The organism is Acidovorax sp. sic0104, from assembly GCF_019219095.1.
GTDB lineage: Bacteria > Pseudomonadota > Gammaproteobacteria > Burkholderiales > Burkholderiaceae_C > Acidovorax.
Map to the genome: position 1 here is coordinate 27,783 of NZ_JAHUWH010000014.1, position 15,770 is coordinate 43,552.

A 15,770-nucleotide genomic window follows, 5' to 3' on the forward strand; every position below is an offset into this window, starting at 1 on the left:
CATGAGACCCCGCATCAAAGTCTGCCGCACCGCGATCGCGCACGCGGCCCTGCTCGCACTGTGCGGCGCCGCGCAGGCACAACAGCCTGCGCCTGCCGCCACCCCGGCACCGACGGCGGAAAAAACCCTGGCCCCCGTCACCGTCAATGCCGGCCCCGAGCAGCAGAGCCCCACGGCACCGGTTACCGGCTTCGTTGCGCAACGCGCACTGAGCGCCACCAAGACCGACACGCCGCTGATCGAAACCCCCCAGGCCATCAGCGTCATCACGCGCGACCAGATGGAGGCCCAGGGCGTGCAGACGCTGCGCCAGGTCACGGCCTACACCGCAGGCGCCGTGTCCAACTACTTCGACAGCCGCAGCGACTCCTTCAAGGCCCGAGGCGGCGATGTGACGCAGTACCTGGACGGCATGGTGCGCTTCATCGGCTACTGGAACGACACCCGGCCCGACCCGTACACGCTGGAGCGCGTCGAGTTTCTGCGGGGTCCATCGTCCGTGCTGTACGGCCAGGGCAGCGTGGGCGGTGTGCTCAACCTCACCTCCAAGCGCCCTCAGGCCGAGCCGATCCGCGAAGTGCAGGTGCAGCTGGGCAACCACGCACGCAAGCAGATCGCCGCCGACATGACGGGCAAGCTCACCGAAGACGGCCAGTGGCTGTACCGCCTTGTGGCCGTGGGCCGCGACAGCGACACGCAGGTGGACCATGTGCGCGACGACCGCCTGGTGATCGCCCCCACCGTGACATGGAAGCCCAGCGCCGCCACGTCGCTCACACTGCAACTCACTCACCAGAAGGACAAGAGCGGGTCGCTGATCGGCTTCTTCCCATGGCAGGGCACGCAGCTGCCCAACCGCTACGGGCAGATTCCGACATCCACCTTCATCAGCGAGCCCGGCTGGGACCGCTACAACTCCGAAGGCACGTCCTGGGGCTACCTCTTCAGCCACCAGATCGACAGCGCCTGGACCGTGCGCCAGAACCTGCGCCGCAGCGTGAGCGAGGTGGACTACCGCACGCTGTACACCAGTTTTGCGGCCAATGCAGCCCTGGGCCGCCCTGCTCGCCCCGTATTCAACGCGGACAACCGCACCGTACTGCGCGATGCCTCATGGACGCTGGGCAACGCACGCATGCTGCTGGTCGACACGCAGGTCGAAGGCAAGCTGCGCTGGGGCGATGCCGAGCACACCGTGCTGGGCGGCCTGGACGTGCAGCGCAACCACTGGGGCCAGCAAAGCTGGCGTTCCGTGGCGCCCGCCATCGACGTCTACAACCCCGTGTACGGCAACTTCACGGCACCATCGGCCTCGGCCCTCGCGCGCGTGCCCAGCGTGGAGCAGCGCCAGCTGGGCTTCTATGCCCAGGACCAGATCAAGTGGGGCCGCTTCACGGCCACGCTGGGCCTGCGCCACGACAACGCCAAGAGCGACACCGAAGGCCGCCCTGCGGCCGCTGCAGACGACAAGGCCTGGACCAAGCGCGCTGGCGTCACCTACCAGATGGACGGCGGCTGGGCACCGTACGCGGGCTACAGCGAATCCTTCCAGCCGCTGGGCGGCGCCAACGTGTACGGCGTGCCGTTCAAGCCCCAGCGCGGCGAGCAGTGGGAGGCGGGTGTGAAGTGGCAGCCCCCGGGCCAGGGCATCAGCGCCTTCGCCGCCGTCTACCAGCTGCGCGAGAAGAACCGCAAGACCACCGACCCGACCAACCCGCTCAACAGCCTGCAGATCGGTGAAGTCAAGGTCAAGGGCTTCGAAGCCGAGATGACCGCCAGCCTGGCGCGCAACTGGGACTGGACCGTGGGCTACGCCTTCACCGACGCCAAGATCAGCCGCAGCAACGCGGGCGACCAGGGCACCCCCGTGGCCAGCACACCGCGCCACACGGCATCGACCTGGCTCATGCACCGCTTCGCCGGCGAAGGCCGTGGCGGCTGGACGGTGGGCGCAGGCGTGCGCTACACCGGCTCGCAGTGGAGCGGCACCAGCGCGATCAGCACGCCGGCCGCCACGCTGGCCGATGCCATGGTGGCGTACGACGCGGGCGACTGGCGTGTGGCGTTCAACGTGGTCAACCTGGCCGACAAGGTGCACATCACGCAGTGCCTGGCGCGGGGCGATTGCTTCTATGGACAGGCGCGCACGTATACGTTGACTTCGACGTACCGGTTCTGAGGACTGCGGGGGCAGGCCCCCGCACGGACGCCGTCGCGCATCCTGTCCAGAAAAAAAGCCTGGGGACCGTCCTTGCGAAGAATCTCCGCAAGCCAGCCCCCAGGCTTCGCACCAGCAGCCAACCGGCAGCCAAGCGGCCGCCGGAGAGCGTGAACGTTCTTACACGTTCATGATCGACACCAGGCGCGTGTTCATGTGCGCCTCGACCGCCTCAGACCCGCCTTCGGAGCCATAGCCCGAGTCCTTCAGCCCACCAAAGGGCAGCTCTGCGGCTGGAGCGGCGGCCTGGTTGATCCAGAGCATGCCCACTTCGAGGCGCTGTGCGAGCAGGTGTGCGTTCTTCAGCGACGTGGTGAAGGCATAGCCGGCCAGGCCGAACGGCAGGCGGTTGGCTTCGGCGATGGCGTCCTCGATCTTCTCGAAGCCGCGCACGGCGGCCACGGGGCCGAAGGGCTCTTCGTTGACGATGCGGGCCGACAGGGGCACGTCATTGAGCACCGTGGGCTGGAAGAAGTTGCCTTCGCTGCCGATGCGCTCGCCGCCCGCCAGCACCTTGGCGCCCTGCTGAACCGCGTCGGCCAGCAGGTCGGCCATGGCAGTGATGCGGCGGGGGTTGGCCAGGGGGCCCATCTGCGTGCCGGCCGTGAGGCCGTCGCCCACCTTCAGGCCCTGCGCGTACTTGGCGAACGCGGCGACGAAGTCGGCGCGGATGCTTTCGTGCACCAGGTAGCGGGTGGGCGAGATGCAGACCTGGCCGGCGTTGCGGAACTTGGCGCCGCTACCGATCTTGATGGCCAGCTCCAGGTCGGCATCCTCGGCCACGATGACCGGGGCGTGGCCGCCCAGCTCCATGGTCACGCGCTTCATGTGCTTGCCTGCCAGGGCTGCGAGCTGCTTGCCGACCGGGGTAGAGCCGGTGAAGGTGACCTTGCGGATCACGGGGTGCGGAATGAGGTAGCTGGAGATCTCGGCCGGGTCGCCGTAGACCAGGCCCACGGTGCCTGCGGGAACGCCGGCGTCCGCAAACGCGCGGATCAGCTCGGCCGGGCTGGCCGGTGTTTCCTCGGGCGCCTTGACCAGGATGGAGCAGCCCGCGGCCAGCGCAGCTGCGAGCTTGCGCACGACCTGATTGATGGGGAAGTTCCAGGGGGTGAAGGCCGCCACCGGGCCCACCGGGTCCTTGAGCACCATCTGCGTGGCCTTGAGATTGCGCGAAGGCACGATGCGACCGTACACGCGCAGCGATTCGTCGGCAAACCATTCGATGATGTCGGCGGACGCCATGGTCTCCACCTTGGCTTCGGCCAGGGGCTTGCCCTGCTCCTGCACCATGATGGCGGCGATGGCATCGGCACGCTCGCGCATCAGTGCGGCGGCGCGGCGCATGGTCTTGGCGCGCTCGGCAGCAGGGATGTCGCGCCAGGCTTCGAAGCCCTTTTGCGCGGCGTCCAGCGCGCGGTCCAGGTCGGCCTTGCTGGCATGGGCCACGCGGCCGATTTCCTTGCCGGTGGATGGGTTGAACACGGCGATGGTCTTGCCGTCAACTGCGTCCTGCCATTGGCCGGCGATGAAAAGTTGGGTGCTGGGGTAGCTCATGCAAAGGCTCCTGTGTCGAAACGGGGGGACGAAACGAGCACGGCCCGCACGGGGCCGCGCCGCGCGCGAAACCAGACACTATAGGCGCCAGCGCGCAGCCCCGCTGGCACAGCGCGGGAACCCCGCCCTGCGGGTCTGGCTATTGGTCAGACCCGGTCGCTGGGACTACCGGGACACTGCAGCGACCCTGGCCGGCGCGTCATCGCCCCAGCCGCCACCCAGCGCGCGGATCAGGCCCACCGTGGCCACGTACTGCGCGGTGCGCACCTGCAGCTCCTGGCGGCGGTTGCGCAGCTCGCTGCGGCGCGCGTCCAGCAGCTCCAGCTGGCTCACCAGCCCGTTGCGATAGCGCGCGTCGGACAACTGCGTTGCGCGTCGTGCGGCGGCCACTGCGCGGACCTGCGCTTCGGCCTGGCCGGACAGCAGGCGCAGCGAAGTGAGCTGGTCTTCCACGTCGCGGAAGGCATTGAGCACCTGGCCACGGTGGTCCGCCAGCGCGGCCTCCAGCCGTGCCTTCGCGCCTTGCACCTGCGCATCGCGCTGGCCGCCGTCGAAGATCGGCAGCGACAGCAGCGCGCTCACGCCCCACGCGCGGGCCGACCACTTGAACAGGTCGGAGAGTTCAGACGACGCATGCCCCGCATTTCCGGTGAGCGTGACGGCCGGGAACCACGCCGTTTGCGCCACCCCGACGCGGGCCTGCGCGGCCAGCACGGCGGACTGAGCGGCCGAGACATCGGGGCGCCGCGCCAGCACGGTGCCGGGCACCCCCGGGGGGATGACGGGCAGCGCCGCATCGGTGGCGGCCGATGGCAGCGTGAAGGTGCTTGCCACTTCGCCCACCAGCACGGCCAGCGCATTAGCCAGCAGGGCCTGCTGGCGCTGCAGCGCCAGAGCCTCGGACTCGGTGGACGCCACTTCGGTCTGCACACGGGCCACGTCCAGCTCGGCCACATCGCCGGCCTGCAGGCGGCGCTGCGTCAGGCGCAGCGTGTCCTGGTAGGCGGCCAGGCTCTCGTTGACCAGCACCTGCTCGGCCTGCACCGAGCGCAGTTGCAGGTAGGTCTGTGCCACATCGGCCTGCACCATGAGGCGCGTGCTTTGCAGCAGGGCGTCGCGAGACTCGGCGTCCAGGCGCGCTGCGTCGCTGGTCTGCGACAGACGGCCGAACAGGTCCAGCTCGTAGGACGCATTGAGGCCTGCCGTGCCCAGCGTGGACGGCGCTGCGCTGCCGGTGCTGCTGGCGCCCGCCTGGCGCGACACGCCTGCGGATGCACCTATCTGCACCGACCGAGCCGCATCGGCCGAGCGCAGCAGAGAGCGCGCTTCAGCCAGCCGTGCTGCTGCCTGCTGGATGCTGGTGTTGGCCTGGCCCGCACGCTGCACGAGATCAGCCAGCACAGGGTCCTGAAAGCCCAGCCACCATTCGCCGCGCGGCTGCGATTCGGCCGGTGCTGCCACGGTCCAGGGAGCTGTGGGGAGCGCTGCGCCGCCAGCGCTGAAGCTCTGGGGCACGGCCACGCCTGCATGGGGCGCGGGGGCGACGGGCTGGGTCATGCAGCCCGCCAGCACCAGCGCTGCAGCCAGGGGCGCCAGCAGGCTGCGCCGGCGCGCGGGCACCAAGGCCTGCGCCAGGTCCGCCGCGCTCGTGTTCGTCAAAAAATCCATCATGGTCGGTCTCCTGCCCGCCCAGCCGCCAGGGGCAGCGCGGTGCGGGTGATTGAGAAAAAGAAGGCTGTGCGCACGATCACTCGTGCTCCTTGCGGGGCGCGGCCAGCACGGGGTGGGCGGTGCCGCCGCCCTGCGGGTTGTGCGAGATGGGCGCCACGTGCGCGCCGTGCTCCACCAGTGGGCGGTTGCCAGCCAGCTTGCGCAGCAGCACGTAGAACACGGGCGTGAGGAACAGACCGAAGGCCGTCACCCCAATCATCCCGGCGAACACCGCCACGCCCATGGCGCTGCGCATTTCGGCGCCCGCTCCGGTGGACAGCACCAGGGGCAGCACCCCCATCACGAAGGCCAGGGAGGTCATCAGAATGGGGCGCAGCCGCAAGCGGCTGGCCTCGATGGCGGCCTGCACCGGTGTGCGGCCCGCAAACTCCAGCTCGCGCGCGAACTCCACGATCAGGATCGCGTTCTTGGCCGACAGCCCCACCAGCACGATGAGCCCGATCTGCGTGAACACGTTGTTGTCGCCGTTGCTCAGCCACACCCCCGTCATCGCGGCCAGGATGCCCATAGGGACGATCAGGATGATGGCAATCGGCAGCGTCAGGCTTTCATACTGCGCGGCCAGCACCAGGAACACCAGCAGGATGGCCAGCGGGAACACCAGCACGGCGGAGTTTCCGGCCAGGATTTCCTGGTAGGTCAGCTCAGTCCACTCGAACGTGATGCCCTGGGGCAACGTCTCCTTGGCGATGCGTTCGATGGCCGCCTGCGCCTGGCCCGACGAGAAGCCGGGCGCGGGTCCGCCATTGATGTCCGCGGCCAGGTAGCCGTTGTAGCGCATGGCACGCTCGGGGCCGAAACTCGGCTCCATCTTCATCAGGGCCGACAGGGGCACCATCTCGCCGGTGGCGGAGCGCACCTTCAGCAGGCCCACATCTTCAGCCCGGGCCCGGTAGGCCGCGTCGGCCTGCACACGCACGCTGTACGTGCGGCCGAACTGGTTGAAGTCGTTGGCGTACAGGCTGCCCAGGTAGATCTGCAGCGTGTCGAAGATATCCGTCACCGGCACACCCAGCTGGCGCGCCTTGGTGCGGTCGATGTTGGCGTACAGCTGCGGCACGTTGACCTGCCAGCTCGTGAACATGCCCGCCAGTTCGGGCGTCTGGTAGGCCTTGCCCATGAAGGCTTTCACGGCGTTGTCCATGGCTTCGTAGCCCAGCGATGCGCGGTCTTCGATCTGCAGCTTGAAGCCGCCGGTGGTGCCCAGGCCCGCCACGGGGGGCGGCGGGAACATGGCGATGAAAGCGTCCTGGATGCTGCCGAAGGCCTGGTTCAGCTGGCCCGCCACGGCGCCGCCGCTCTGGTCGGCGCGGGTGCGCTCGGCGAAGGGCTTGAGCGTGGCGAACACGATGCCGGAGTTGGAGCTGTTGGTGAAGCCGTTGATCGACAGGCCGGGGAAGGCAATCGCGTCCTCGACGTTCGGGTTCTCCTTCATGATCTCGCCCATGCGGCGGATCACGTTCTCGGTGCGGTCCAGCGTGGCGCCGTCGGGCAGCTGTGCAAAGCCGATAAGGTACTGCTTGTCCTGCGCCGGCACGAAGCCGCCGGGCACGATCTTGAACAGGCCCATGGTGGCGCCCACCAGCGCGAGGTAGATCACGAACATCAGCGCCTTGCGGCCGATGACGCGCTTGACGCCGCCGCTATAGGCCTCGGACCCCCGATGGAACAGGCGGTTGAAGCCTCGGAACAGGCCACCGAACACCTTGTCCATGCCACGCGTGAGCGCGTCCTTGGGCTCGTTGTGGCCCTTGAGCAGCAAGGCGCTCAGCGCTGGCGACAGGGTCAGCGAGTTGATGGCCGAGATGACGGTGGAGATCGCGATCGTCACCGCGAACTGGCGGTAGAACTGGCCCGTGAGCCCGCTGATGAAGGCCAGCGGCACGAACACCGCGACCAGCACCAGCGCGATGGCGATGATGGGGCCGGACACTTCACGCATGGCGCGGTAGGTGGCCTCGCGCGGGGTCAGGCCGGCTTCGATGTTGCGCTCGACGTTCTCCACCACCACGATGGCGTCGTCCACCACGATGCCGATGGCCAGCACCAGGCCGAACAGCGAGAGCGCATTGATCGAGAAGCCCAGCAGGTGCAGCACCGCGAACGTGCCCACCACCGACACCGGCACTGCCAGCAGCGGGATGATGGAGGCGCGCCAGGTCTGCAGGAAAAGTATCACCACCAGCACCACGAGAGCGATGGCTTCAAGCAGCGTGTGGATGACCGACTGGATGGACGCACGCACGAACTGCGTGGGGTCGTACGCAATGCGGTACTCCACGCCTTCGGGCATGTTCTTCTGGATCTCGTCCATGGTCTTGCGCACGTTGGACGAGATGTCCAGCGCGTTGGAGCCCGGCGCCTGGAACACGCCCATGCCCACGGCCGGGTCGTTGTTGAGCAGCGAGCGCAGCGAATAGTCGGCCGCGCCCAGCTCCAGGCGCGCGATGTCGCGCAGGCGCGTGACCGCACCGTCGGCACCTGTCTTGACGATGATGTCGCCGAACTCTTCTTCGGTCTGCAAACGGCCCTGCGCGTTGATGGACAGCTGCAGATCCACGCCCGGCAGGCCGGGCGATGCGCCCACTACGCCCGCGGCGGCCTGCACGTTCTGGCCGCGGATGGCGGTCACCACGTCGCTGGCCGAGAGGCCGCGCTGCGCGACCTTCTGCGGGTCGAGCCACACCCGCATGGAGTAGTCGCCGCCGCCGAAGATCTGCACCTGGCCCACGCCGCCGATGCGGGCGAGGCGGTCCTTCACGTTGAGCACAGCGTAGTTGCGCAGGTAGTCGATGTCGTAGCGGTTGTTGGGCGAGACCAGATGGACCACCATGGTCAGGTCGGGCGCGCTCTTGACGGTGGTGACGCCCAGGCGGCGCACTTCCTCGGGCAGGCGCGGCTCGGCCTGCGAGACGCGGTTTTGCACCAGCTGCTGGGCCTTGTCGGGGTCGGTGCCGAGGGCAAAGGTCACCGTCAGCGTCATCACGCCGTCGGTGGTGGCCTGGCTGCCCATGTAGAGCATGCCTTCCACGCCGTTGATGGACTCCTCCAGCGGAGTGGCCACGGTCTCGGCGATCACCTTGGGGTTGGCGCCCGGGTACTGGGCGCGCACCACCACGGAGGGTGGCGCGACTTCAGGGTATTCGGAGATGGGCAGACCGCGCAATGCGATCAGCCCTCCGAGGAAGATGAGCACCGACAGCACCCCGGCAAAGATGGGGCGGTCGATGAAGAAGCGGGATAGATTCATGGATGCAAATTCCTGGTGTCGCTCTGGCCCGTGCTCACGCGGCAGGCGACTTGGTGTTGTTCTTGGCTTCCTTGCGATCACCCGCAATCTCGGCCTTGGCAGTCATGGGGACGGACTGGGGTGCCACCACGGCACCGGGGCGCACGCGCTGCAGGCCGTTGACGACGATGTTCTCGCCCGCCTTCAGGCCGGACGTGACCACGCGCAGTCCGTCGATGGGCGCGCCCAGCGTGACTTCGCGGTACTCGGCCTTGTTGCCCTCGCCCACCACCATCACAAACTTCTTGTTCTGGTCGGTGCCCACGGCGCGCTCGTTGATCAGCAGGGCCTGTGTGTCACGCGCCTGTCCCATGCGGATGCGGGCGAACTGGCCGGGGATGAGCGCGCCGTCTTCGTTGTCGAACACCGCGCGCACGCGCACCGTGCCGCTTCGGGCGTCCACCTGGTTGTCGATGAGCTGCAGGCGGCCGGCGTGTGGCGTGCCGCCCGAGGTGCCCGTGCCCATCTGCACAGGAATGCGCTCGATGAGCTGGCGGGCGCTGTGGCCGCGCTGGCCGCTTTGCAGGTCTTGCAGCGCCTTCACCACGATCTGCTCATCGGTGTCGAAGCTGGCGTAGATGGGGCTCACGGACACCAGCGTGGTCAGCACAGGAGCACCTGCGCCAGCAGCCACCAGGTTACCCACGGTGACCTCGATGCGGCCCACGCGGCCTGCCACGGGTGCGCGCACCTGGGTGTAGCCGAGGTTGAGCTTCGCGGTCTGCAGGGCGGCCTGGGCAGCGCGCAGGTTGGCGTCGGCTTCGCGCTGGGCGTTCAGGCGCTCGTCGTGTTCGCGCTGGGCAATGGCACGTTCTTCGAGCAGGCGCGTGGCGCGCTCCATTTCGCTGCGGGTGTACGACACGCGGGCCTGGGCGGCGACCACCTGGGCCTCGGCGCGGTCCACCTCGGCCGCATGGGGCGCGGGGTCCACCGTGACCAGCAGGTCGCCCTGCTTGACCAGCGAGCCTTCGCGGAAGTGCACGGCCTGCACGGCGCCCGAGACGCGCGGGCGCACGTCCACGCGCTGCACCGCTTCGAGCCGGCCGGAGAACTCATCCCACAGCGAGATGTCCTTTTGCACCACGGCAGCCACCGACACCGGCATGGCGGGCGGTGTGGCGCCTTCTCCATTGGCCTGCGCCGTGGGCGCCTGGAAGACGAGGATCAATGCAGCCACGGCAGCGGTGACGGCGGTGGCGATGGTGGCCAGGCCCAGAGGGCGGTTCTTGGAGAGCGGGTTGGTGGTCATGGTGGTTTCAATCGATCGTTGAGGCTGCCGTTATGGGCAAGCCGGTGGAGGTGGTGCCTGAGCCCCGGGGCTGCAGGCGGTGTGTGTCGGCAAAGGTCAAGCGAAGCGGATGGGCAGTCTCGGCAATGACACGGTGGAAGGGTCAAGGCCCCTGACACCGTCAGGGACATCGGTCCGCCTGCGTCAGAAGACGCGCCGGCGCACAGACTTGTGACAGATGGGATTGCCGCAAGCAGCCGTTGACAATGGCGTTGTGTTGTTCACGTTGTTATTTCCTCCGTATCGTTGACATCAGTGGCTCCGCGCGCCGTCCAGCCCCTCACGGGCACGGCGTGCAGAAATGCGCGGGCAAAGCCTCTCCCTCCGGCATGGCATGCCGGAAAAATCAGCGTTGTAATCCTGGGGTTCGTTAAAAGGGCTGCAGTATCGAACCTCAACTTAAGTTGAGGTCAACACCTTTTTTGCAGCCTGGGGTGTTGTCAGGAAGGCACCGGACATCGGGTGGCCTCGAAGAACAACCGGAACTGCTCTTGCGCACCCGCAGCGCAAGGGCACTCGTGCGGACCGGTCTGCAGCAGAGCGTCGGGCCACTGCGCAGCCTTGGCAAACACGTGGCAAGTGACCTGCAGCCCGGCGGCCTCCAGCCGCGCCGCATAGGCCACCGCCTCGTCGTGCATGGGATCGGTATCGCCCACCAGCACCAGCGTGGGCGGCAGGCCCGCCAGACGGCGCGCGGCCCCCGGCACGGCATAGGGGTGGTCGGCATCGCGCGGGCAACTCAGAAAGTTGCGCCATCCCTCGGACCACTTGCACCCGGTGGCGTTGCCCGTGGCTTCGCGCAGCGATGCCGTGCCCACGCACGGGTCCAGCATGGGCGACAGCAGGATCTGCCCGGCCAGCGGCGGGTGCGACTGATCACGCGCCACCAGGCTCACGGCGGCAGCCAGGTTGCCGCCAGCCTCTTCCCCGGCCAGATACACCAGCGAGCCCTGCCCGCCGAGCTTGACCCGGTTGCGGTGCACCCACTTGAGGACGTTGTAGCCGGTGTCCACCGGCTGCGGGAACGGCGTGAGCGGGTAGGCCACCGACACCACCACGGCACCCACGCCTTCCAGCAGGGACGCCACGGTGCAGCCATTGTCCAGGTCGCCCGAGGTGAACGCGCCGCCGTGAAAATGCACGACCACGGGAGACACCTTGCCCGTCTTCTTGCGGCCATACATGCGCACGGCCACGTCCTGCCCCTTGGCCACCTCAATGGTGGAGTCGGTGCACACGGAGGCCACCCTGGACGTGTTGGACACCTTGGCTGGTGCGGCGTCGGGCTGCGATGTGGAAGATGGCGTAGACGGTCTGTCGGGCTGCATGGCATGTACCCAGTGAATTGAGGATGGAAGAAATGTAGCGGCTGCGGCCTGCGGGATAAACAGGTCAAACACCACCGCACTGTTTCCAAAAGCTCAACAATCAAAACGTGGCTTGCGTGTGAGAATTCCTCAGCACCCACTGGTGGGTGCTGCAGTTCCAGAATTCAAGGAGAAGCCATGGACCAGATACAGGCCATGCGCATATTCGTGCGGGTGGTGGAGGCCGGCACGTTTACCCGGGCGGCGGATTCGCTTTCGCTGCCCAAGGCCACGGTCACCAAGCACGTGCAGGCGCTCGAGGAGCGCCTGCGCGTGAAGCTGCTCAACCGAACCACCCGCCGCGTGACGGTGACGCCCGACGGCGCGGCCTACTATGACCGCACGGTGCGCCTGCTGACGGACCTGGACGACATCGAGGCCAGCATGACCAACGCCCGCGCCAACCCGCGCGGGCGGCTGCGCATCGATGTGGGCACGTCGGTGGCCCAGCTGCTGCTGATCCCGCACCTGGCGGATTTCCATGCCCGGTACCCCGACATCCAGCTGGACCTGGGCGTGAGCGATCGCATCGTGGATTTGATCGGCGACAACGTGGACTGCGTGATCCGGGGCGGCGAGCTGAGCGACCAGTCGCTGGTGGCGCGGCGCATCGGCAACCTGGAATTCATCACGGTGGCATCGCCAGACTACCTGGCGCGCAAGGGCACTCCCACCCACCCGCTGGAGATCGAGGAAAAGCACACCAGCCTGCTGTATTTCTCGCCCCACTCGGGCCGGCACTACCCGCTGGAGTTCCGCAAGGATGCTGAGTCCATCGACATCTCAGGGCCCTACCAGCTGAGCGTGAACGAGGCCAATGCCTATGTGACGTCGCTGGTGGCAGGCCTGGGTATCGGTCAGATCACGAGCTTTCAGGCCGAGCGGCACCTGCAAGGCGGCACCCTGGTGCAACTGCTGCCGGAGTGGACGCAGCCCCTGCTGCCCGTGTACGTGGTCTACCCGCCCAATCGCCACCTGAGCGCCAAGGTGCGCGCCTTCGTGGACTGGGCGGCCGAGTTGTTCCAGCGCGAAGCGCAGATGCAAAGGAAGGGCTAGTCCCGAGCCGCCTTGCGCCATGTTCCGAGGGGAAGCCATCGGTGGCGCTGGCCGTGAACATGGGCGTGGGGCGGGACGCGGGCAACTGGCGGTCTGTATGCTTCGGGGGATGAGCACCCCTGAGACCCCGCCAACCCCATCTGCGGACGAAGCCCCCGCCACACCGCCCAAACCCGCCCAGCCCCGCAACCCCCTGCACGGCGTGACGCTGGAGGCCATGGTGGTGGCCCTGGCGGACTACTTTGGCTGGGCCGAATTGGGTCAGCGCATTCCGATTCGCTGCTTCCAGAGCGACCCCAGCGTGGGCTCCAGCCTCAAGTTCCTGCGCAAGACGCCCTGGGCGCGCGAGAAGGTCGAAAGCCTCTACCTCTTCATGCTGCGCGACCAGAAGCGCAACGGCGAGGGCTGAGCCGGCCGGCGCGCCCACAGCCACGCGATGGCCGCGTGCAGCCCCTGGCGAGGCCGCCGCAGTGCGGCAACGCGCCCTTTCAGTCCCCGGCCGCCACCAGGAAGTCGCGACTGATGCCGCCGCCCAGATCGTTCACGCGGTCGAGGAACTGCGTGAGGAACGCGTGCAAGCCCGTCGAGAGGATCTCGTCGATGCGCCCGTACTGCAGGTCGGCGAGCAGGCGGCCCGCACGGCGTTGCGTTTCGGCCGACTGCTGGTTGGCCACCACACTGAGGTTGTCCACCACCTCGCGCATGCAGGCATGCAGCGACCGGGGCATGTCGCGGCGCAGCACCAGCAGGTCGGCCACACGGCCCGGGGTGATCACGTCGCGGTAGACCTTGCGGTACACCTCGAAGGCCGAGACGCTGCGCAGGATGGCGCTCCAGTGGTAGAAGTCGGCCTCCTGGTTGCGCTCGCTGGCGCGGCCGAAGAAGTCGTTCTCGACCGCGTGGAACTTCACGTCCAGCAGCCGCGCCGTGTTGTCGGCGCGCTCGAGGAAGGTACCCAGGCGCAGGAAGTTGAAGGCCTCGTCCTGCAGCATGGTGCCCAGCGTTACGCCACGCGAGAGATGCGAGCGGTACTTGACCCATTCAAAGAACTGCCCGGGTTCACGCTCAAAGGCCCCGCCTTCGAGCAGGCGGTTCAGCTCCAGCCAGGTCTGATTCTGCGTTTCCCAGACTTCTGTGGTGAGCGCGCCGCGCACTGCGCGTGCGTTCTCACGCGCGGCACGCAGGCACGACAGGATGGACGAGGGGTTGTCTCCGTCGCGCACCATGAACTTCAGCACGTTCTGGGGCATGACCTTTCCGTACTTGGCGGTATAGGCCGGGATCAGTTCGCTGATGGACAAGAGTCCTTCCCAACCCTCTTCGACCACGTCGGCGGACTGGGGAAGCAAGGAGGTCTCGTAGCTCACATTGAGCATCCTTGCGGTGTTTTCTGCCCGCTCTGTGTAGCGGGACATCCAGAACAGGTGATCGGCAGTGCGGCTCAGCATGCGCCCTCCTTGGGCAGAAAACCCCACGCGTGCTGCGCACGCGCGCTGTGTTTTATAGAAAGCTCGCTCACGGCGGTCTTTTCTGCCCGCTCTGTGTAACGGGACATCCAGAACAGGTGATCGGCAGTGCGGCTCAGCATGCGCCCTCCTTGGGCAGAAAACCCCACGCGTGCTGCGCACGCGCGCTGTGTTTTATAGAAAGCTCGCCCACGGCGGTCTTTTCTGCCCGCTCTGTGTAGCGGGACATCCAGAACAGGTGATCGGCAGTGCGGCTCAGCATCTCAAAATCCTCCCTGTGTTTGCGTCATCCCGCCCATCGACTGGGACTGCGGTGGAAACGCCGGCCCCGCAGCGTGCTCGCCGAGCACCCAGGTGTCCTTGGTGCCCCCTCCCTGGGACGAGTTCACCACCAGCGATCCTTCCTGCAGCGCCACACGTGTGAGGCCGCCAGCGGCCATCTGCACCTCGCGGCCGCTGAGCACGAAGGGGCGCAGGTCGATGTGGCGCGGCGCGATGCCGGCATCCACGTAGGTGGGGCAGCTCGACAGGCTGAGCGTGGGCTGCGCGATGTAGCCGGCCGGGTTGGCCAGCAATGCGCGGCGGAAGTCCTCGATCTCGGCCTGCGTGGCGGCGGGGCCGATGAGCATGCCGTAGCCACCTGCGCCGTGCACTTCCTTGACCACCAGGTCCTTGAGGTTCGCCAGCACGTGCTGCAGATCGTCCTGCTTGCGGCACATCCAGGTGGGGACGTTCTTGAGGATGGGCTCCTCGCCCAGGTAGAAGCGGATCATCTCGGGCACGTAGGGGTAGACGGACTTGTCGTCGGCCACGCCCGTACCCACGGCGTTGCAGATACCCACATTGCCAGCACGGTAGGCCTCCATCAGGCCATAGCAGCCCAGTGTGGAATTGCGGCGGAACACCTGCGGGTCAAGGAAGTCGTCGTCCACGCGGCGGTAGATCACGTCTACCCGCTGCAGGCCGCGCGTGGTGCGCATGTAGACAAACTTGTCCTTGACGACCAGGTCCTGCCCTTCGACCAGTTCCACCCCCATCTGCTGCGCGAGGAAGGCGTGCTCGAAATACGCGCTGTTGTGCATGCCAGGCGTGAGCACCACCACGGTGGGTTCGTCGGCGGCTGCGGGGGCGCTGGCGCGCAGGGTTTCCAGCAGCATGTCGGGGTAGTGCGCCACCGGCGCCACCTTGTGCAGGCTGAACAGCTCGGGGAAGAGCCGCATCATCATCTTGCGGTTTTCGAGCATGTAGCTCACGCCGCTGGGCACCCGCAGATTGTCTTCGAGCACGTAGTACTCGCCCTCGCCCTGCGCATTGGGCGCGCGCACGATGTCGATGCCGGCAATGTGCGCGTAGATGTTCTGCGGCACGTGCAGCCCGGCCATCTCGGGGCGGTACTGGGCGTTGTTGACGATGAGGTCCTGGGGCACGATGCCGGCACGGATGATGTCCTGGCCGTGGTAGACGTCGTGGATGAACCGGTTGAGCGCCGTGACCCGCTGCACCAGCCCCTGCTGCATGCTGGCCCACTCATGGGCCGGAATGATGCGGGGGATCAGATCGAACGGGATCAACCGCTCGTTGCCAGCCCCGCCCTCGTCCTTGGCGCCGTAGACGGCGAAGGTGATGCCCACGCGGCGAAAGATCATCTCGGCCTCGGCACGGCGGGCCTGCATCACGTCAGGGGGCTGTTTGCTCAACCACTGCGCGTAGCGCTTGTAGTGTTCCCGCACATCGCTGCCATCGAAAGGCAGCATGGCGTACATCTCATCAAATTTCTGCATGAACGGGCCTCCTGCGT

12 protein-coding genes are annotated in these 15,770 nt (G+C 67.3%); 3 read left to right on the top strand and 9 right to left on the bottom strand.

The window, feature by feature from the left end:
* Position 1: 1 nt before the first annotated feature.
* Positions 2-2,179 (top strand): TonB-dependent siderophore receptor, encoded by a 2,178-nt coding sequence (locus KW835_RS19985; RefSeq protein WP_218385672.1) that lies wholly within the window; start codon positions 2-4, stop codon positions 2,177-2,179.
* 159 nt (positions 2,180-2,338) lie between these two features.
* Here the strand turns inward: KW835_RS19985 and KW835_RS19990 are convergent, their stop codons facing one another.
* From KW835_RS19990 to KW835_RS20010, 5 genes are all read right to left on the bottom strand, one after another.
* Positions 2,339-3,775: an NAD-dependent succinate-semialdehyde dehydrogenase gene (locus KW835_RS19990; RefSeq protein WP_218385674.1), complete on the bottom strand. Its 1,437-nt coding sequence runs from the start codon at positions 3,773-3,775 to the stop codon at positions 2,339-2,341.
* A gap of 165 nt (positions 3,776-3,940) precedes the next feature.
* A complete protein-coding gene (locus KW835_RS19995; RefSeq protein ID WP_255593702.1) occupies positions 3,941-5,446 on the bottom strand; it encodes an efflux transporter outer membrane subunit in 1,506 nt (501 codons plus the stop codon).
* A gap of 76 nt (positions 5,447-5,522) precedes the next feature.
* Positions 5,523-8,756: an efflux RND transporter permease subunit gene (locus KW835_RS20000; RefSeq protein ID WP_218385676.1), complete on the bottom strand. Its 3,234-nt coding sequence runs from the start codon at positions 8,754-8,756 to the stop codon at positions 5,523-5,525.
* 34 nt (positions 8,757-8,790) lie between these two features.
* A complete protein-coding gene (locus tag KW835_RS20005; RefSeq protein WP_218385678.1) occupies positions 8,791-10,044 on the bottom strand; it encodes an efflux RND transporter periplasmic adaptor subunit in 1,254 nt (417 codons plus the stop codon).
* A 479-nt stretch (positions 10,045-10,523) separates the two neighbouring features.
* Positions 10,524-11,411 (bottom strand): alpha/beta hydrolase, encoded by an 888-nt coding sequence (locus KW835_RS20010; RefSeq protein WP_218385680.1) that lies wholly within the window; start codon positions 11,409-11,411, stop codon positions 10,524-10,526.
* A 177-nt stretch (positions 11,412-11,588) separates the two neighbouring features.
* Between KW835_RS20010 and KW835_RS20015 the strand changes: the two genes are divergently transcribed.
* Entirely contained in the window at positions 11,589-12,506 is a 918-nt protein-coding gene (locus KW835_RS20015) for a LysR family transcriptional regulator (RefSeq protein WP_218385682.1), read from the top strand.
* A 109-nt stretch (positions 12,507-12,615) separates the two neighbouring features.
* A complete protein-coding gene (locus KW835_RS20020; RefSeq protein WP_218385684.1) occupies positions 12,616-12,915 on the top strand; it encodes a VF530 family DNA-binding protein in 300 nt (99 codons plus the stop codon).
* A gap of 79 nt (positions 12,916-12,994) precedes the next feature.
* Here the strand turns inward: KW835_RS20020 and KW835_RS20025 are convergent, their stop codons facing one another.
* From KW835_RS20025 to KW835_RS20040, 4 genes are read right to left on the bottom strand one after another with little or no spacing between them, the layout of a single operon-like run.
* Positions 12,995-13,954: an alpha-E domain-containing protein gene (locus tag KW835_RS20025; protein WP_218385686.1), complete on the bottom strand. Its 960-nt coding sequence runs from the start codon at positions 13,952-13,954 to the stop codon at positions 12,995-12,997.
* Positions 13,948-14,094 carry an alpha-E domain-containing protein gene (locus tag KW835_RS27155; protein ID WP_370633660.1) on the bottom strand — a complete coding sequence of 49 codons (147 nt, stop codon included), beginning with the start codon at positions 14,092-14,094 and terminating at the stop codon, positions 13,948-13,950. Before KW835_RS27155 ends, KW835_RS20025 begins: the two co-directional genes overlap by 7 nt.
* Positions 14,088-14,234, bottom strand: coding sequence for an alpha-E domain-containing protein (locus tag KW835_RS20035; protein ID WP_218385687.1), 147 nt, complete (start codon positions 14,232-14,234; stop codon positions 14,088-14,090). Before KW835_RS20035 ends, KW835_RS27155 begins: the two co-directional genes overlap by 7 nt.
* Position 14,235: 1 nt before the next feature.
* On the bottom strand, positions 14,236-15,753 hold the full coding sequence (locus KW835_RS20040) for a circularly permuted type 2 ATP-grasp protein (protein WP_218385689.1): 1,518 nt from the start codon (positions 15,751-15,753) through the stop codon (positions 14,236-14,238).
* Between the last annotated feature and the right edge of the window lie 17 nt (positions 15,754-15,770).